General features: G+C 67.8%; 15 protein-coding genes. 7 read left to right on the forward strand and 8 right to left on the reverse strand.

What is annotated here, in order from left to right:
• The 3 genes from L995_RS10440 to L995_RS10450 all read left to right on the forward strand — a co-directional run.
• The coding region (locus L995_RS10440; protein ID WP_047471454.1) for a c-type cytochrome at window positions 1–328 on the forward strand (328 nt) is incomplete at its 5' end.
• Window positions 329–681: 353 nt separating this feature from the next.
• The gene (locus L995_RS10445) at window positions 682–1,998 is read left to right on the forward strand and encodes an MFS transporter (protein ID WP_026062635.1); all 1,317 of its coding nucleotides are present in this window, start codon (window positions 682–684) and stop codon (window positions 1,996–1,998) included.
• A 230-nt stretch (window positions 1,999–2,228) separates the two neighbouring features.
• Window positions 2,229–2,663 carry a hypothetical protein gene (locus L995_RS10450; protein ID WP_052195781.1) on the forward strand — a complete coding sequence of 145 codons (435 nt, stop codon included), beginning with the start codon at window positions 2,229–2,231 and terminating at the stop codon, window positions 2,661–2,663.
• 61 nt (window positions 2,664–2,724) lie between these two features.
• Here L995_RS10450 and L995_RS10455 read toward each other — a convergent pair whose 3' ends face one another.
• Window positions 2,725–3,168, reverse strand: coding sequence for a MarR family winged helix-turn-helix transcriptional regulator (locus L995_RS10455; protein ID WP_016449026.1), 444 nt, complete (start codon window positions 3,166–3,168; stop codon window positions 2,725–2,727).
• Between the two features lie 299 nt (window positions 3,169–3,467).
• Here L995_RS10455 and L995_RS10460 point away from each other — a divergent pair, with 299 nt between their 5' ends.
• From L995_RS10460 to L995_RS10470, 3 genes are read left to right on the forward strand one after another with little or no spacing between them, the layout of a single operon-like run.
• Window positions 3,468–5,657: a formate dehydrogenase subunit gamma gene (locus L995_RS10460; RefSeq protein ID WP_047471457.1), complete on the forward strand. Its 2,190-nt coding sequence runs from the start codon at window positions 3,468–3,470 to the stop codon at window positions 5,655–5,657.
• A 12-nt stretch (window positions 5,658–5,669) separates the two neighbouring features.
• Window positions 5,670–8,606 (forward strand): formate dehydrogenase subunit alpha, encoded by a 2,937-nt coding sequence (gene fdhF, locus L995_RS10465; protein WP_047471460.1) that lies wholly within the window; start codon window positions 5,670–5,672, stop codon window positions 8,604–8,606.
• Window positions 8,606–8,848, forward strand: a complete 243-nt coding sequence (locus L995_RS10470; RefSeq protein WP_013803888.1) for a formate dehydrogenase subunit delta — start codon at window positions 8,606–8,608, stop codon at window positions 8,846–8,848. The genes fdhF and L995_RS10470 overlap by 1 nt, the downstream gene beginning before the upstream one ends.
• On the opposite strand, the gene L995_RS10475 is transcribed toward L995_RS10470, so the two are convergent.
• Window positions 8,845–9,729, reverse strand: a complete 885-nt coding sequence (locus tag L995_RS10475) for a LysR family transcriptional regulator (RefSeq protein WP_047471462.1) — start codon at window positions 9,727–9,729, stop codon at window positions 8,845–8,847. The genes L995_RS10470 and L995_RS10475 overlap by 4 nt on opposite strands.
• 72 nt (window positions 9,730–9,801) lie before the next feature.
• On the opposite strand from L995_RS10475, the gene L995_RS10480 reads away from it, so the two are divergent.
• Entirely contained in the window at window positions 9,802–10,758 is a 957-nt protein-coding gene (locus L995_RS10480; protein WP_047471464.1) for a DMT family transporter, read from the forward strand.
• Window positions 10,759–10,774: 16 nt separating this feature from the next.
• On the opposite strand, the gene L995_RS10485 is transcribed toward L995_RS10480, so the two are convergent.
• From L995_RS10485 to L995_RS10510, 6 genes are all read right to left on the reverse strand, one after another.
• Window positions 10,775–11,770: a Bug family tripartite tricarboxylate transporter substrate binding protein gene (locus L995_RS10485; RefSeq protein WP_012203791.1), complete on the reverse strand. Its 996-nt coding sequence runs from the start codon at window positions 11,768–11,770 to the stop codon at window positions 10,775–10,777.
• 113 nt (window positions 11,771–11,883) lie between these two features.
• The gene (locus L995_RS10490; RefSeq protein ID WP_047471466.1) at window positions 11,884–12,798 is read right to left on the reverse strand and encodes a dioxygenase family protein; all 915 of its coding nucleotides are present in this window, start codon (window positions 12,796–12,798) and stop codon (window positions 11,884–11,886) included.
• 47 nt (window positions 12,799–12,845) lie between these two features.
• Window positions 12,846–13,838 (reverse strand): Bug family tripartite tricarboxylate transporter substrate binding protein, encoded by a 993-nt coding sequence (locus L995_RS10495; protein WP_046984479.1) that lies wholly within the window; start codon window positions 13,836–13,838, stop codon window positions 12,846–12,848.
• A 42-nt stretch (window positions 13,839–13,880) separates the two neighbouring features.
• Complete coding sequence (gene catC / locus L995_RS10500; RefSeq protein WP_046984478.1) at window positions 13,881–14,159, reverse strand: muconolactone Delta-isomerase; 279 nt, start codon at window positions 14,157–14,159, stop codon at window positions 13,881–13,883.
• Between the two features lie 28 nt (window positions 14,160–14,187).
• Window positions 14,188–15,375 carry a muconate cycloisomerase family protein gene (locus L995_RS10505; RefSeq protein ID WP_047471469.1) on the reverse strand — a complete coding sequence of 396 codons (1,188 nt, stop codon included), beginning with the start codon at window positions 15,373–15,375 and terminating at the stop codon, window positions 14,188–14,190.
• A gap of 184 nt (window positions 15,376–15,559) precedes the next feature.
• On the reverse strand, window positions 15,560–17,645 hold a 2,086-nt coding region (locus L995_RS10510; RefSeq protein WP_047471471.1), incomplete at its 5' end, for a TonB-dependent siderophore receptor.

Consider the following 17,645-nt stretch of genomic DNA (forward strand, 5'->3'; position numbering starts at 1 on the left):
CCGCGTCTACCAGAACGCCTGCGCGGTCTGCCATGAGGCGGGCAGCGGTCCCACATTGTTCGGCGTCAAGCCGCAGCTGGCCCTGAACACCAACCTGCATGCGGCCAGCCCCGACAACCTGGTCCAGGTGATCCTGAACGGCATACAGGCGCCGGCCGACGATGCGCTGGGCTACATGCCCGGCTTCGGGGACAGCCTGGACGACAGGCAGATCGCGGACCTGCTCGGATATTTGCGCGAACGATTTGCACCGGAGGAAAAAGCTTGGCCAGACGACACGAAGACGATTAACCGGCTGCGCATGCAGGCACAGGCGCATGCGCACTGAGGGCGGCAATGGGCAGCAATGGGCGGCGGCATGGGCGATGCCGCGGATATGGACACCTTGCCCTGGAATCTCTCCAGGGCCTGGGTCCTGACATCTGATGCTGGGGACGGGTGATGGGCAACAACGGACGGCGCTGTCGATGTGCAGCCTGTCCGCAATGCGCCCATCGCCCGGATGCAGAGACCGACATCCTGAATTTTTTCATCGGGCCATGGAGATGGCGCCGAGGGAGCGGTTCGCTCCGGATGTGTGAAGGGTGGAAGGCACGGCAGGAGACGGCAACACAAGCTGAACGGCCTTGCCTGGGAAAAGACAGATTCAACAATTGCGATGGCTAGAAAAGGAGTCCCTGCATGTCATCTACATACATTTCGGTGGAAAAAGGCATCCAGACAGCGGGTGTCGGCAAGTTCCAATATCGGCTGTTCGTCATCTTCGGGCTGGTCTGGCTGGCCGACGCCATGCAGGTGCTGTCCATCGGCTTCAGCGCGCCGTCCATTGCCAAGACCTTCGGCAAGACCGTGCCCGAGGCGCTGCAGACCGGCACCTTCTTCTTCATCGGCATGCTGATCGGTGCCTTCGTCTTCGGCCGCCTGGCCGACCGCATCGGGCGCCGCCCGGTGCTGATGATGGCCGTGGTGATCGATGCCTTCGCGGGCGTGGCCTCGGCCTTTGCGCCCGAGTTCGCCTGGCTGCTGGTGCTGCGCTTCATCACCGGCATCGGCGTGGGCGGCACGCTGCCCGTGGACTACACCATGATGGCCGAGTTCCTGCCCAGCGACCGCCGCGGCCGCTGGCTGGTGCTGCTGGAATCGTTCTGGGCCGTGGGCACCATCTTCCTGGCCATCCTGGCGCTGGTGGCCGTGTCCTGGGGTGACGATGCCTGGCGCGTGATCTTCTTCGTGACCGGACTGCCGGCGCTGATCGGCGTGGTGCTGCGCTTCTACATCCCCGAGTCGCCCATGTTCCTCAACCGCAACGGCAAGTCCGAGGAAGCGCGCAAGGTGCTGCAGCGGGTGGCCAAGGTCAACGGCACCACGGCGGACATCCCCGCGCTGCAGCCTGAAAAGCAGGAGCGCAAGTCCATACTCGCGCTGTTCAACGGCGGCCTGCGCCGCCGCAGCCTCTCGCTGTTCCTGGCCTGGGCGCTGATCTCCATCGCCTACTACGGTGTCTTCGTCTACCTGCCCGTCAAGCTCAGCAGCGAGGGCTTCGCCTTCATGCGCGGCCAGGTCTTCCTGGTGGTGCTGGCCCTGGTGCAACTGCCCGGCTTTGCGCTGTCGGCCTATGGCGTGGAACGCTGGGGCCGCAAGCCCACGCTGATCGGCTTTTTGCTGCTCAGCGCCGTCGGCTGCATGTTCTACAGCCTGGGCTCGTCGCCCTTCGTGGTCATCGGCTCCACCCTGCTGATGAGCTTCTCGCTGCTGGGCACCTGGGGCGCGCTGTATGCCTTCACCCCCGAGGTCTACCCCACCGACCTGCGTGCCAGCGGCATGGGCATGGCCGGCGCCGTGGCGCGCTTCGGCGGCCTGTTCGCCCCGGCCATCATTGCGCCCATCATGGCCACCCACTTCACCCTGGCGCTGGCCGTGCTGTCCGCCATGCTGGTGGGCGGCGCCCTGTCGATCTGGGCCGTGGATGTGGAATCGCGCAACCGGGCGCTGGATTGACGCCGAGAAAGAACTCCGAATGGAAAAGGCCTGCGCAAGCAGGCCTTTTTTCATGGGGTCCCCAAATGGGGATCAGGCCTTTTTCGAAGGCAGGGCGTGCGGATTGTCCGATTTGCTGGAGAACTTCCATGGACTGAAGCTCCTGTGAGCTCAACCGGTCCATGCGACACAATGACTGCTCCTGGCGCAAGCAATTCGCTGCGCCATATCTTCAGCGGAGCCTTGTTCTCATGTCATTGAATGGCAGCTATCGCAGGCATGGCCTGGTCGCCACGGCAATCCTGGCTGTGCTCTGCCTTTCAGTGCTGGTCGCTCCCCGAAAGGCGATGGGCAACCAGGAAGAACCAGTGGTTTTGATCGGCTCGATCCATCGTTCGGTCGGAGAAGGGCAAACCATGGGCTGCGAGAAAATTGCGCTGCGGCCCAAGGATGTCATCCGTTATTTCTCCACGGCAACCGAGGTTTCCTTCTCCACCTTCCACTATGAATCGATCATTCTGCCTTGCGCCTTCAGTGGGAAGCTGCGGCGCAATGGCGTGGTCTATGGGTGGAGCATCAATGCAGCAGGTGCCGGATATCTCTACCCAGAAGATGGGCGTGAGAATCTGTTTTTTCTTTGCTACAGGTCGTGCGCAAAGGCACTGCCTGGGTTGATGGGGCTTTGACGGCGAGGGCCCCCGCTCTTTGAAATCGCCAGGCACCCATCCCCATGAAAACAGGGGCTCTTCAATCCGCCTCGCCACCTTCCAGCATCTTCTTGAGCAAAAAATCCAGCGCCAGGCGCTCGGCCGGATTGAGCTTGCCGTAGGTGCTTTCGGTGATCTGCTTGGCGAAGGGCTCCATGTCGCGCACCAGGTCCTGGCCGGCCTCGGTGAGGTTGATGACGACCTTGCGGCGGTCGATGCGGTCATGGTCCACCTGCACCAGTTCGCGCTGCTTGAGCCGGTCCACCACGCCGCGGATGGTGGCCTGGTCGATCACGGTGGCCTTGACAATGTCGGCCAGCGAGCTGCCGCTGTTGTCGCGCACGGAGCACAGCACCACGAATTGCGCGGCCGTGAGCTGCGAGTCGGGAATGTATTGCTGGAAGAGTGCAGTGTGGCGCTGATAGACACGCCGCAGCAGGTGGCCGATCTGGTCTGAAAAATGATAGCCATCCTGTGGCGTCATGGCTGATGGCGGGTGGTTCATGGTGCGCGTGAGCTTATCAAAATTCACACCAAATACCGTGTGATTTGCGACAAGCCGGGAGCATTTGCCAAGTGGCGCAAACCCGCGCTGGCTGCGGCATCCGCAAGACCCGGGGCAGCAGGCGCAGCACTGCCCGGCGGCTCATTTGCCGATTGAATGGCGCAATCATCCGTTTGAATTTGACGGCTGGCCCGGCAGGCCTTGAAATGGCATGAGAGACAAAGCGCCAGCGGACCGGACCGCGCCGCTCCCCACAACGAAAGCCAGCAGGGACACCCATGCCAGCCACACAAGGGAAGATCATTCCCATTGCCGTCCTCAATGCCGCTGTTGCCGGCAGCGCACTCGGCGCCCATGAGCGCGAGGCCGTCGAGCACGCCATTGCCGTCCATGCCCGGCGCCCCGGCCCCCTGATCGAGTTGCTGCACGCCGTGCAGGACATGCTGGGCCATATCCCCGAAGCCGCCGTGCCGCGCATCGCTGATGCGCTGAACCTCTCGCGTGCCGAGGTGCATGGCGTCATCTCCTACTACCCCCATTTCCGCAGCACGCCAGCGGGCCGCCATGTGCTGCAGGTCTGCCGCGCCGAGGCCTGCCAGTCGCGCGGTGCGGACGCGCTGCTCGCCCACGCAGGCCAGGCGCTGGGCTGCGGATCGAGTGGGCATGGGCATGGGCATCCAACCAGTGCCGATGGCGCCGTCACGCTGGAGCCGGTCTACTGCCTGGGCCTGTGCGCGTCATCGCCTGCCGTGATGCTCGATGGCCAGCCCCATGCGCATGTCTCGGCCAACGGCCTGGATGCACTCATCGCGCAATGCCGCCAGCCGGAGCAGGCCGGCGAGCCGGTGGCGCAGCCTGCGCATGCAGGGGCAGGGGCAGGGGCAGGCCCCGGCGTGCGTGTCTATGTGCCCCGCGATGCCGCCGCGCTGGCCTTGGGGGCCGACGCCGTGGCCGGCGCCCTGCAGCGCGAGTGCGAGGCGCGCGGCCTTCAGGTGCAGATCGTGCGCAACGGCTCGCGCGGCCTGCTGTGGCTGGAAACCCTGGTGGAAGTCGAGACGCCTGAAGGCCGCGTGGCCTACGGCCCGGTCACGGCCGATGCGGTGCCGGGGCTGATCGATGCCGGAATGCTGCAGGGCGGCAGCCATGCGCTGTGCCATGGACTGACCGAGGCCATTGCCTACCTGGCGCGCCAGGAGCGCCTGACCTTTGCGCGCGTGGGCGTCATCGACCCGCTGGACCTGTCCGACTACGCAGCCCATGGCGGCTGGCAGGGGCTGGAGCGCGCGGCGCGCATGGAGCCCGCGGCCATCGTGCAGGAGGTGCTGGATTCGGGCCTGCGCGGCCGTGGCGGTGCGGCGTTTCCGGCCGGCATCAAGTGGAAGACCGTGGCCGCCGCAGCGGGGCCGCAAAAGTACATTGCCTGCAACGCCGACGAGGGCGACTCGGGCACCTTTGCCGACCGGCTGCTGATGGAAGGCGATCCCTACACGCTGATCGAAGGCATGGCCATTGCTGGCCTGGCCGTGGGCGCCACGCAGGGCCTGGTCTATGTGCGCAGCGAGTATCCGCATGCCATCGCCACCCTGCGCGAAGCCATTGCGCGCGCCGAGGCCGCAGGCTGGCTGGGCCGCGACGTGGCCGGCAGCGGACGGGCCTTCCACATGGAGGTGCGCAAGGGCGCGGGCAGCTATGTCTGCGGCGAGGAAACGGCCATGCTGGAGAGCATCGAGGGGCGGCGCGGCATCGTGCGCGCCAAGCCGCCGCTGCCGGCCATAGCGGGGCTGTGGGGCCGGCCCACGGTGATCAACAACGTGATCACGCTGGCCACGGTGCCGCTGATCCTGGCGCGCGGCGCGGCCTTCTACCAGGGCTTCGGCATGGGCCGCTCGCGCGGCACCCTGCCGTTCCAGCTGGCCGGCAACATTGCGCGCGGCGGCCTGGTGGAAAAGGCCTTCGGCCTGAGCCTGCGCGAGCTGGTGGAAGACTTCGGCGGCGGCACGGCCACCGGCCGCGCCATCAAGGCCGTGCAGGTGGGCGGCCCGCTGGGCAGCTATGTGGCGCCGGCCGACTGGGATGCGCCGCTGGACTACGAGGCCTATGCCGCCAAGGGCAATGTGGTGGGGCACGGCGGCATCGTCGTGCACGACGACACGGCCGACATGGCGCAGCTGGCGCGCTATGCCATGGAGTTCTGCGCCATCGAGTCCTGCGGCAAGTGCACGCCCTGCCGCATCGGCTCCACGCGCGGCGTGGAGGTCATCGACCGCATCGTGCGCGCCGGCACCGACCCTGCTGCCCACGCCGGCCACGCCGGCCAAGTGGCCCTGCTGGAAAGCCTGTGCGACACCATGCAGCACGGCTCCATGTGCGCCATGGGCGGGATGACGCCGTATCCCGTGCGCTCGGCGCTGAACCACTACCCCCAGGACTTCGGCATCGAGTCCACCACGGCCGCAGCGGCTGCCTGAACGGAGAACACCATGCTCGACCATTTGAAGCAAGCCGACTGGGGCACGCCCGCCAGCCCGTCCGAACGCCTGATCACCCTGGAGATCGACGGCCGCGAGGTCTGCGTTCCCGAGGGCACCTCGCTGATGCGCGCGGCCATGGAAGGCGGCGTCAGCGTGCCCAAGCTGTGCGCCACCGACAGCCTGGAGCCCTTCGGCTCCTGCCGCCTGTGCCTGGTGCAGATCGAAGGCCGCAAGGGCTTTCCGGCCTCGTGCACCACGCCGGCCGAGCCGGGCATGAAGGTGCGCACGCAAAGCCCGCAACTGCAGGAGCTGCGCCGCGGCGTGATGGAGCTGTACATCTCCGACCATCCGCTGGACTGCCTGACCTGCAGCGCCAACGGCGACTGCGAACTGCAGGACATGGCCGGCACCGTGGGCCTGCGCGAGGTGCGCTACGGCTTCGACGGCGCCAACCACTTCAAGGGCCAGGCGCGCGCCGAGGTCGATGTCTCCAACCCGTACTTCAGCTACGACCCCAGCAAGTGCATCGTCTGCAACCGCTGCGTGCGCGCCTGCGAGGAGACGCAGGGCACCTTTGCGCTGACCATCTCGGGCCGGGGGTTCGACTCGCGCGTCACGGCGGGGCAGGGCGGCAGCTTCATGGACAGCGACTGCGTCAGCTGCGGCGCCTGCGTGCAGGCCTGCCCCACGGCCACGCTGCAGGAAAAGACCGTGACCGAGCTGGGCCAGGCCGGGCACAGCGCCATCACCACCTGCGCCTACTGCGGCGTGGGCTGCGGCTTCAAGGCCGAGATGAAGGGCGAGCAGGTCGTGCGCATGGTGCCCTGGAAGGACGGCCAGGCCAACGAGGGCCATGCCTGCGTCAAGGGCCGCTTTGCCTGGGGCTATGCCACGCACAAGGACCGCATCACCCGGCCCATGGTCCGCGCGAAGATCACCGACCCCTGGCGCGAAGTGAGCTGGGAAGAGGCCATTGCCCACACGGCCCGCGAGTTCCGCCGCATCCAGGCCAAGCACGGCAAGGATTCCATTGGCGGCATCACCTCCTCGCGCTGCACCAACGAAGAGGCCTACCTGGTGCAAAAGCTGGTGCGCACGGCCTTCGGCAACAACAACGTCGATACCTGCGCGCGCGTGTGCCACTCGCCCACGGGCTATGGCCTGGGCCAGACCTATGGCACCTCGGCCGGCACGCAGACCTTCAAGTCCATCGAGCACACGGACGTGGTCATGGTCATCGGCGCCAATCCCACGGCCGCGCACCCGGTGTTCGGCTCGCGCATGAAAAAGCGCCTGCGCGGCGACGGCCGGCGTGCGGGCGCCAAGCTCATCGTCATCGACCCGCGCGAGATCGAGCTCGTCAAGTCGCCCCACATCCGCGCCGACTACCACCTGCAACTGCGGCCCGGCACCAACGTGGCCATGATCACCTCGCTGGCCCATGTCATCGTCACAGAAGGCTGGCTGGCCGAGGGCTACATCGCCGAGCGCTGCGATGCCAAGTCCTTCGCGCAGTGGAAGGAATTCGTGGCCCGGCCCGAGAACTCGCCCGAGGCCATGGCCGAGGTCACCGGGGTCGCTCCCGAACTCGTGCGCGGCGCCGCGCGCCTGTATGCGCTGGGCGCCGAGAACCACCCAGCGGGCCGCCCCGTCAACGCGGCCATCTACTACGGCCTGGGCGTGACCGAGCATGCGCAGGGCTCGACCATGGTCATGGGCATTGCCAACCTGGCCATGGCCACGGGCAACGTGGGCCGCGAGGGCGTGGGCGTGAACCCGCTGCGCGGCCAGAACAACGTGCAGGGCTCCTGCGACATGGGCTCCTTCCCGCATGAGCTGCCCGGCTACCGCCACATCTCGGACAGCACGGTGCGCGCCGAGTTCGAGGGGGCCTGGGGCGTGGCGCTCAGCCCCGAGCCCGGCCTGCGCATTCCCAACATGTTCGAGGCGGCCCTGGCCGGCAGCTTCATGGGCCTGTACTGCGAGGGCGAGGACATCGTGCAGTCCGACCCCAACACCCAGCATGTGACGGCCGCGCTCTCGGCCATGGAATGCGTGGTGGTGCAGGACATCTTCCTCAACGAAACCGCCAAGTACGCCCATGTCTTCCTGCCGGGCGCCTCTTTCCTCGAAAAGGACGGCACCTTCACCAATGCCGAGCGCCGCATCTCGCGCGTGCGCAAGGTCATGGCGCCGCTGGCCGGCCATGCCGACTGGGAAGTCACCCAGCTGCTGGCCAATGCGCTGGGCTACGCCATGCACTACACGCACCCGAGCGAGATCATGGCCGAGATCGCCGCGCTCACGCCCAGCTTCGCGGGCGTGAACTACGACAAGATCGACCGGCTGGGCAGCGTGCAATGGCCCTGCAATGACAGCACCGAAGAGGCCGGCACTTCCATCATGCACAGGGACCGCTTCGTGCGCGGCAAGGGCCGCTTCATCATCACCCAGTACGTGGCCACCGACGAGAAGGTCACCCAGCGCTTTCCGCTGCTGCTGACCACGGGCCGCATCCTGTCGCAGTACAACGTGGGCGCCCAGACCCGGCGCACGCACAACAGCCACTGGCACAGCGAGGACCGGCTGGAAATCCATCCGCATGACGCCGAGGACCGCGGCATACGCGATGGCGACTGGGTCGGCATCGCCAGCCGCGCGGGCGAGACCGTGCTGCGTGCCACCGTCACCGAGCGCATACAGCCCGGCGTGGTCTACACCACCTTCCACTTTCCCGAATCGGGCGCCAACGTCATCACCACCGACAGCTCCGACTGGGCCACCAACTGCCCCGAATACAAGGTCACGGCCGTGCAGGTGCTGCCCGTCCCCCAGCACGCCCAGCCGTCCGACTGGCAGCGCGGCTTTGCGCGCATGCATGAAGAGCAGATCGGCCTGTTGCAAGCCGCGCAGGCAGGCAGCATGGCCGTGGCGGGAGGCAAGTGATGGACAGCGCGAACCTGGTCCGCATGGCCAACCGCATCGGCGAGTTCTTCGAGGCCATGCCCGAGCGCGACGAGGCCCTGCAGGGCATTGCCGAACACATCCGCAAATTCTGGGAGCCCCGCATGCGCGCCGAACTGGCCCGCGTGCTGGCCAGCCCCGACGAGGCCCAGGCGCTCAAGCCCATCGTGCGCGAGGCGCTGGTGCTGCATCCGCTGACCTTGCCGTCGGCGGCGCAGGCTTAGCCAAACCGCTTCTTCTTCGCCATCTCCCGCGCCAGCTCCACAAAGCCGGCAGCGGCCGGCGACAGCCGTTCCATGCTGCGCACGGCCAGGCCGGTGACGCGGCGCTGGCGGGGCGAGAGGCTGCGGTAGACCATGCCTTCGGGCGCCTGCTCGGGCACGGCCAGGCGTGCGGCAATGGCGATGGCGTGGCCCTGGGCCACGAAGCCCTGCATGGAGGACATCTGCTCGAAGTGGTAGATGGCCGCAGGCTGGGCGCCGGCCTCGGCCAGGAAGCGGTCGATGTGTGCGCCCGACCCGGCCGAGGTGCGCACAAAGGCCTCGCCCTGCAGGTCGGCGGCGCGGATGCTGCGCTGGGCCGCCAGCCGGTGCGATGCGGGCAGCAGCGCCACCAGTTCGTCTTCCACCAGGGGCACGGTCTCGAAGCGCTCGTCGGGCAGCACGACGAAGCCGATCTCCACGCGCCGCTCCAGCAGCCACTTGACCACGGTGTCGTCGTTTTGCTCGTCGATCTGCACCAGCACGGCGGGCTGGCGGCGCCGGTACTCGGTGATCAGCGGGGGCAGCAGCCGCAGTGAAGAGGTGGCGCCGAACGAGGCCACGCGCAGCGTGCCGCGCGCCATGCCGCGCTCGGCATCGGCCTCCTGCCGCAAGGCCTCCTTTTGCTGGAGGATGTCGTTGGCGCGCTGCAGCAGCCGCGTGCCTGCGTCGGTCAGCGGGGAGTGGGGGCCTTCGCGGTGCACCAACTGCACCTGCAGCTCGCCTTCCAGCGCGCGCAGGGCATGGCTGACGGCGCTCTGGGTAATGCCCAGCAGCGCGGCCGCGCGCGAGAAACTGCCGGCGCGGGCCAGTGCCGCGAACACTTCGAGCTGGGTGAAGGTCATGGGATCACGGTGTCCAGGTCATGAGCATTCGCTCATTTGTCTATGAATCGATATGAGCACATAGTACGCGCCATGAATTTTCAACGCTTCTTCGGTCCCCACCTGCGGCTTGTCGGCATGGCCCTGCTGTGGGGCGCTTCCTGGCCTGCGGGCCGCGTGGTGGCACAGAACATGCCGCCGCTGGCAGCCGCCAGCCTGCGCTTCCTGCTGGCCGCCGCCGTGCTGCTGCCCTGGCTGTACTGGGCCGGCGGCATGGCCGGTCTCAGGCACTGGAGCGCCAAACGCTGGCTGGGCATGGCGGCCGCCGGCGCCACGGGCGTGTTCGGCTATGCGGCCTTTTTCCTGATGGGGCTGCAGCATGTGCCGGCCGGCAAGGCGGCCCTGGTGATCACGCTCAACCCCGTGCTCACGCTGGCGCTGGCGGTCTGGCTGTTCGGCGAGCGGCTCAACCGCACCATTGCCCTGGGCATGGCGCTGGCGGCCTGCGGCGCCGTGGTGGTGATCTCGCATGGCCAGCCGCTGGCGCTGCTGCGGGGATCGGTGGGCGCCGGCGAGCTGCTGATCCTGGGCTGCGTGGTGTGCTGGGTGACCTACACCCTGATCGGCCGCTGGCTGCTCACGGGTGTCGATGCGCTGTCGGCCACGGCCGTGACCTCGACCATGGGCGCGGCCATGCTGCTGGTGGCCAGCCTGGTGGTGGAAGGGCCGGCCGGCCTGCAGGCTGCCGTGCTTGGCAACGCAACCGCCTGGAGCGCGCTGGCCTTCCTGGCCTTCGGCGCCACGGCGCTTGCCTATGCCTGGTACTTCGACGGCGTCAAGGCGCTGGGCGCGGGTGCGGCCTCGGGCTACATCACCCTGGTGCCCGTGATCGGCGTGGCGCTGTCGGCGCTGTGGCTGGGCGAGAGCATCGATGCCAGCATCGTGCTGGGCGGCGGCATGGCCGTGGCCGGCACGGCGCTGATGAACTGGGGGCGCAGGCCTGCGGCTGCGGTGCACGTGGTTGCCAAGCGCACCGCAGTCCAGAGCTGAACGGACTCCGTCCGGTTCAATCCAGCGAGGCGCCCGAGGTGCGCACGCGCTCGCCCTGCACCTGGTAGTCGCGCGCCAGGAAGTCGCGGTATTCGGCGGGGCTGGAGGCCACGGCCACGTAAGAGAACGCGTCCACCTGGGTCTTGCGGAATTCGGGCTCCAGCAGCACGCGGCGCACATCGGCGGCGATCTTCTCCACCAGGGGCGCCGGCGTTCCAGCCGGTGCCAGCAGGCCGATGTTGAAGACAGCCTGGATGTCGCGCACCCCGGCTTCCTTGAAGGTGGGCACATCCGGCAGGGCGATGCTGCGTGTCTCCGAGGACACGGCCAGGGCCTTGAGCTTGCCCGACTTGATGTGCTGCTCGATCACCGACACGCCCAGCACCGCTGCGTCGATCTGGCCGGCGATGACTTCGGGGATCAGCGGTGCGGCGCCCTTGTAGGGCACGTGCACCATCTCCAGCCCTTCCTGCTTGGCGAACATGGCCAGCGGCAGGTGCACGATGCCGCCCGCGCCCGATGAGCCATAGGTCAGCGGTTTGGTCTTGCCTGCCTGGCGTGCCTGAGCGATGAACTCCTGCAGCGTGCCGGCCTTGGAGCTCTGGGGCACGAAGAAGACCATGGGCACGCTGATCAGGCGGGAGATGGGGGCGAAGTCCTTTTGCGGGTTGTAGGGCAGCTTCCTGTACAGGTGCGGGTTCATGGTCAGCGACGCTTCGGTCGCGGCGAACAGCGTGTAGCCGTCGGGTGCGCTCTTGGCCACGTACTCGGCCCCGATGATCTCGTTGGCGCCTGTGCGGTTGAGGATGACCACGGGTTGCGACCAGACCTTGTTCAGGCGCGTGGCCAGCGCGCGTGCCAGGTTGTCCACGGGGCCGCCGGCCGCGTAGGGCACGACGATGTTCACCGGCTTGGAAGGAAAGGCTGCCGGAGCCTGGGCGTGGCCCAGGGCGGGCACGAGGGCCACGGTGGCGGTCAGCAGGGTTGCGGCGATGCGATGCAGGCTGGACATGGTGTGGGAAGCGGATACGGTGAAGCAGGCCGCACTCCAAGGGGGCGGCCTGCTGTGGAACGGACGAAGCGAAAAAAATGGCAGGCCGGAAGGCCCCGGAAGGTGGCGGAGCCTCAGGCGCGCACACGCTCCATGCGTGTCAGCGGCAAGGACTCGCCTTCGCTGACTGCGGGCTGCAGCACGAAGTCGAAGCGCGTGCGGACGAAAGGCGCGTTCACGCCCAGCGACTCATAGCCGGCCGGCGCCACGCCGCGCTCCAGCTCGACGATCAGGCCGTCGCGCGTGGCGAAGGCGAAGTCGTCGTCCAGGTAGGTATCGCCGGGCAGGTTGACCTGGGTGGTCAGCGTGCGCATGCCGGGTGCAACCACGAGGAAGTGGATGTGGGCGGGTCGATGGCCGTGGCGTCCCAGCGCGTCGAACAGTTCCGAGGTGGGGCTGTCCGGCGGTATGGAGTAGCCGGGCGGCACATAGCTGCTAAAGCGGTAGCGGCCCTGGTCGTCGGCTTCTATGCGGCGGCGCAGCTCGTAGGGCTTCATGCCCGGGAAGAAGTGCGAGTAGCCGCCCTGGACATTGGCATGCCAGACATCGATGAGCGCATGCGGCAGAGGCCGGCCGTCAAGATCCAGCACCCGTCCTTCCATCACGAAGACCTCGCCCTGGGGTTCGCCCTCGTCCAGGCGCGCCTCCGCTTGCGACAGCGGTGCACCGGCCACGAACCGCGGGCCTTCGATGGCGCGCGGCGTGCCGCCCGCACGGCCAGCACGCGCATCGGCCTCGTCGCTGCGGATGTCCAGCAGCCGGTCGAAGCCCAGGCCTGCCGTGATCAGGCCCAACTGGCCGCTGCTCCCAAGGCGGCCCAGCCAGTCCACGGCGGCCCAGAACTCGTCGGGCGTGACATCCATCTCGTCGATGGTGTGGAACAGGTCGCTGACGATGCGCTGGGTCAGCGCCCGCACGCGGTCGCTGCCAGGGGCGATCTGCTTGCTGTTGACCAGATTCAGCAGCTGGTCCTGGGACAGTTCGGACATGTTTGTCTCCTCGTGGTTTTATGGGATGTCCTGGAAAAGAGAAGCGCTCAGTCCATGCTGATGTTGCGCTCCGTGATCACCTTGGTCCAGCGCACGGACTCGGCCTGCAGGTGCCTGGCCGCTTCCTCGGGCGTGGAGCCCACGACTTCGGCGCCGATGGCCTTGAAGCGTTCGAGCACGTCGGGCTGCTTCATCTCGGCCACGAAGACCTGGTTGAGCTTCTTGACGATGGCCGGCGGCGTGCTGGCGGGCATGAAGACGGCGAACCAGGGCGAGACCTCGTAGCCCTTGATGCCGGCCTCTTCCATGGTGGGCACGTCGGGCATGCTGGACGAGCGCTTGGCCGTGGTCACGGCCAGGGCGCGCAGCTTGCCCGACTGGATGTGCGGGCGCGCCGAGGTGATGGAGTCGAACATGTAGTTGACCTGTCCGCCCAGCAGGTCGGAGACGGCCGGGCCCGATCCCTTGTAGGGGATGTGCAGGATGTCCACGCCGGCCAGCGAGTTGAACACTTCGCCTGCCAGGTGGATGGAGGTGCCGTTGCCGGCCGAGGCATAGGTCAGCTTGCCGGGCGAGGCCTTGGCGGCGGCCACCACGTCGGCCACGCTCTTGACGTTGGGCTGGGTGGAGTTGGTGACCAGGATGTTGGGCACCACGGCCAGCACGCCCACGGGGGCGAAGTCCTTGATCGGGTCGTAGCTGAGCTTGCGGTACAGCGGCTTGTTGGTGGCCATGCCGATGGAGGTGATCATCAGCGTGTAGCCGTCGCCGGGCTGCTTGGCCACGAAGTCGGCGCCGATATTGCCGCCGGCGCCGGGACGGTTCTCGATCACGAAGGGCTGGCCCAGCGTGCGGCCGGCCTTCTCGCCCAGGGTGCGCGCAATGGCGTCCATGGCGCCGCCCGGCGGGAAGGGCACGATCCAGCGGATGGGCTTGCTGGGCCAGTTGGCCTCGGGGGCCTGCGCATGGGCGGCGGGCATCACGGCGGACAGGCACAGGCCTGCGGCTGCGGCGGTCAGAAAACGGCGTTTCACATTCACTTCAGTTGTCTCCGAAAAATTTGGTCTTGGTTTGGGCTGTGCTCAGGCGATGGCCGAGGGATGCTTTGCCAGCGGCGTGACCTGGATGTCCATGTAGGGGAACAGCGGCAGGCCCTGCAGCAGCTCGTGCAGCTCGTCGTTGGAGGCCACGTCGAACACGCTGTAGTTGGCGTACTCGCCGACCACGCGCCAGATGTGGGGCCAGCGGCCGTCGTGCTGCAGCTGCTGGGAATAGGCCTTCTCGCGGGCCTTGATCTCGGCTGCCACGTCGGCGGGCAGGTCGTGGGGGATCTTCACGTCCATGCGGACCAGATAAAGCATGTTTGTCTCCAGGAGGAATGAAAGGAATTCAGGTCGCAGCCCCGGTCCGGGCCTGCCCCATGTCGAAGTGCTGCGGCTGGCTGCCGGCCAGCGCGCGGTCGAAGCGCGCCAACTGCTGCAGGTCGATCTCCAAGCCCAGGCCGGGCCCGTCGGGCAGTTGCAGCTCGAAGTCGCGGATGGCCATGCGCTCGGTGACGATGTCGTCCACCAGCAGTTGGGGGCCGAACAGCTCGCAGTTGTAGTGCTGCCCGCCCAGCGTGGCAAAGACATGGGCCGAGGCGGCCGAGCCGATCGAGGTCTCCAGCATGGTGCCGCCGTACCAGCCGATGTCGGCCGCTTGGGCAATGGCCGCCACCTTGCGCGTGCGCAGCAGGCCGCCGTGCTTGGCCACCTTGAGCGAGAACACGTGGCTGGCCTGCTCGCGCGCCAGGCGCATGGCGTCGTAGGGCGTGCACACGCTCTCGTCGGCCATGACCAGGGCGCCGTGCAGCGTGGCGGTCAGCTCGCGCAGCGCGGGCACGTTCCAGCCGGCCACGGGCTGCTCGATCAGGGTCACGCCGGCATCGATCAATTGCGGCAGAAAGCGCCGCGCCGTGGCGCCGTCCCAGGCCTGGTTGACGTCCACGGTCAGCGTGGCGCGTCCCTGCAGGCCGCGTGCGATCTCGCTCACATGGGCCACATCGGCCTCGGGCGTGCGCGCGCCGATCTTCATCTTGAAGATGCGGTGGCGCTTTTGTTCCAGGCGCAGCTGGGCCTCGGCCAGGTCGCGCTCGATGTCGCCGCTGGCCAGCGTCCAGGCCAGGGGCAGGCTGTCGCGCTGCTTGCCGCCCAGCAACTGCCACACGGGCAACTGCAGGCTGCGCGCCACGGCGTCCAGCAGCGCGATTTCCACGGCGCTCTTGGCAAAGGCATTGCCCTTGCAGGCCAGGTCCATGCGCGAGAGGCAGGCCTCGAAGCGCGCGCCGTCCTGGCCGATCAGGCTGGGCGCCAGGTGGTTGGCGATGGCATGGTGGATGCTCTCGGGCGATTCCTCGTTCCACGACGGGCCGCCGATGGTGGCGGCCTCGCCAAAGCCCGTGGCCCCGTTGCGCAGCCACAGCTGCACGATCACCGGGCTTTGCCGGCTGATGGAGCCGAACGACAGCTTGTGCGGGCGGATGGTGGGAATGTCGAGGATCCGCGCCTCGATGCGCTCGATCAGAAAACGGTCTTGCATGGCAATGGCTGGTGTCCTGGCTGGCGGCGGCTGCCGGCAATGGACACAAGCGTAAATCCATGCATTGTGTGGATCTATTGAATTATTTGTGAGAAATCATTCGATGGTGTCGATGTGTCGAATGCCTGCGCGGCAGGCAGGGCGCGCGGCAGCCTTGTGCTGCGCACGCCCTGTGGCGACGGGATCAGAAACTGCTGCGCAGCGTGACCATGATGCTGCGCGGCAGGCCGTAGTAGTTGCTGCGCGTGGCCGTGCCCACGCGCTCCCAGTAGACGCGGTCGAAGAGGTTGTCGATGTTCACGGCCAGCTTGACCTGGGGGGTGAGCGGGTAGGCGGCGTAGACGGACCAGACGCCGTAGCCGCCCGCGCGCCAGCGCACGGTGCCCAGGGTGTCGTAGAACTCGCTGACGGCGCGCACGCCCGCGCCCAGCTCCAGCCCCTGGGCCACGGGGCCTGCCACGCGGTAGCGCGCCCACAGGTTCACGCTGTGGCGCGGTGACATGGTGCTGAAATCGGTGCCCGTCTGCGTGACGGTGCCCTGCAGGTATTTGGAGCGCATGTAGGCGTAGCTGGCCGCCACGTCCCAGCGCGGCGACAGCGAGCCGACCACTTCGGCCTCGAAGCCTTCGGAGCGCACCTTGCCTGCGGGGATGACGAAGGCGGCATCGGCGGGGTCGGCCAGCGCGCGGTTGGTGTCCTGCATGCGGTAGATGGCGGCGGTGGCATTCAGGCGTCCGTCCAGCAGGCTGCCCTTGATGCCGGCCTCCACCTGCCGGCCCTCGCGCGGGGCGATCTGGCCGCCACCGGCCAGGCGCCCGCTTTGCGGCTGGAAGATGCGCGACTGGCTGGCGTAGAGCGTCCAGCTGTCGTTCAGATCGAAGAGCACGGCGGCGAAGGGCGTGAACTGGCCATCGACCTCGTAGCCCGAGCGCGTGTTCTGCAGCCGATCCGAGGTTTCTGTCTTCCACCAGCTCTTGCGCGCGCCCGCCACCAGGGTGAGGGCCTGCGTGGGCTTGATGCGCAACTGGCCGTAGACGCCGCGCAGGCTGGTGCGCGTAATGTCGTCGGCAAAGGGCTTGAAGCTGGGCTCGGGGATGGAGGAGGGGTCGTAGTGGAACAGGTCGGCCGGCGTGTTCATGGCGCCGCGCAGCATGCGCAGGTGCATGTTGGAGCTGCGGTAGTCCGCGCCCGCGATGAAATGGTGCGTCTGCCCGGCCCATTGCCAGGGCGTGCTGTAGTAGATGTCGGCCGTGGTGTCGGCGTAGTCGCGGTCCACGGTCTGGGCCTGGGTGAAGCGGCTGATGCCGGTGTCAGAGACGGCCGAGTAGCCGTTGATGTACTTGTCGCGCTGCTGGCGCAGCACACGGCGGGCGGCCAGCTTGAACAGGCCGCCGCCGTCGAGCCGCGTCTCCGACTCGATGAAGCCGGCCAGCGATTCGGGCGCGGCGCGGCCCCAGTCGGCGGCAATGGCCACGTCGCGCGGAATGGGGGCCAGCCTGCCGTCGGCGTGGGCGGGCAGGCCGGTGTCGTAGTTGCCCCGGCCGCGCTGCCAGGTGGCGCCCACCGAGACCGTGCTTTGGGAAGTGACGTCCAGCTCCACCGTGCCGTACAGGGCCTGCTTGTGGCCGTCCATGGCCATCACGGGGCTGCCGAAGTTCTCGTGCAGCGCCACCACCCGGCCACGCAGGCGGCCATCTTCGGACAGCGCTCCGGTGACATCCACCTCGGCCCGCTTGCGCCCCCGCGAGCCCAGGCCGATGGCGCCCTGGCCCTGGTAGTCCGGCAGGGCGCGCTTGCGCACCAGGTTGAGCATGACGCTGGGCTCGCCCGCGCCCGAGAACAGCCCGGCCGGCCCGCGCAGGGCCTCGACCCGGTCGAACAGGGCCAGGTCCAGCGTTTCCTGGGTGGCCGGATTGCCGCTGACGGTGAGACCGTCCAGCTGGTAGGTGGAGGACTGGTAGCCGCGCGAGAGGATGTCGCTGCGCCCGCCCGTGCTGCTTTGCCGGCGCACGACGATGCCGGGCACCACCTTGGCGGCTTCGGTGAGCTCCACGAAGTTCTGGTCATCGAGCCGTGCGCGCGAGATCACGGATACGGACTGCGGCGTCTCCCGGGCCGTCAGCTCGATCTTGGTGGCCGCGCTGGCATAGGGCGCCCGGTAGCTGCCCGTGCCTTCCGTGCGGCCGTCGCGCAGGGCCGTGGCCGTCACCCGCACTTCGTCCAGCGCGGTCTGCGGGCGCGCCGGGGCGGGGCGCAGCAGCCAGACGCGG

Origin of the sequence: Delftia sp. ZNC0008, from assembly GCF_000799035.1 — a bacterium.
Classification (GTDB): Bacteria; Pseudomonadota; Gammaproteobacteria; order Burkholderiales; family Burkholderiaceae_C; genus Comamonas; species Comamonas tsuruhatensis.

Coding starts and splice junctions, on each gene's coding strand:
- L995_RS10445 (WP_026062635.1), top strand. CDS start 682: ATGTCATCTACATACATTTCGGTGGAAAAAGGCATCCAGACAGCGGGT.
- L995_RS10450 (WP_052195781.1), top strand. CDS start 2,229: ATGTCATTGAATGGCAGCTATCGCAGGCATGGCCTGGTCGCCACGGCA.
- L995_RS10455 (WP_016449026.1), bottom strand. CDS start 3,168: ATGACGCCACAGGATGGCTATCATTTTTCAGACCAGATCGGCCACCTG.
- L995_RS10460 (WP_047471457.1), top strand. CDS start 3,468: ATGCCAGCCACACAAGGGAAGATCATTCCCATTGCCGTCCTCAATGCC.
- fdhF (WP_047471460.1), top strand. CDS start 5,670: ATGCTCGACCATTTGAAGCAAGCCGACTGGGGCACGCCCGCCAGCCCG.
- L995_RS10470 (WP_013803888.1), top strand. CDS start 8,606: ATGGACAGCGCGAACCTGGTCCGCATGGCCAACCGCATCGGCGAGTTC.
- L995_RS10475 (WP_047471462.1), bottom strand. CDS start 9,729: ATGACCTTCACCCAGCTCGAAGTGTTCGCGGCACTGGCCCGCGCCGGC.
- L995_RS10480 (WP_047471464.1), top strand. CDS start 9,802: ATGAATTTTCAACGCTTCTTCGGTCCCCACCTGCGGCTTGTCGGCATG.
- L995_RS10485 (WP_012203791.1), bottom strand. CDS start 11,770: ATGTCCAGCCTGCATCGCATCGCCGCAACCCTGCTGACCGCCACCGTG.
- L995_RS10490 (WP_047471466.1), bottom strand. CDS start 12,798: ATGTCCGAACTGTCCCAGGACCAGCTGCTGAATCTGGTCAACAGCAAG.
- catC (WP_046984478.1), bottom strand. CDS start 14,159: ATGCTTTATCTGGTCCGCATGGACGTGAAGATCCCCCACGACCTGCCC.
- L995_RS10505 (WP_047471469.1), bottom strand. CDS start 15,375: ATGCAAGACCGTTTTCTGATCGAGCGCATCGAGGCGCGGATCCTCGAC.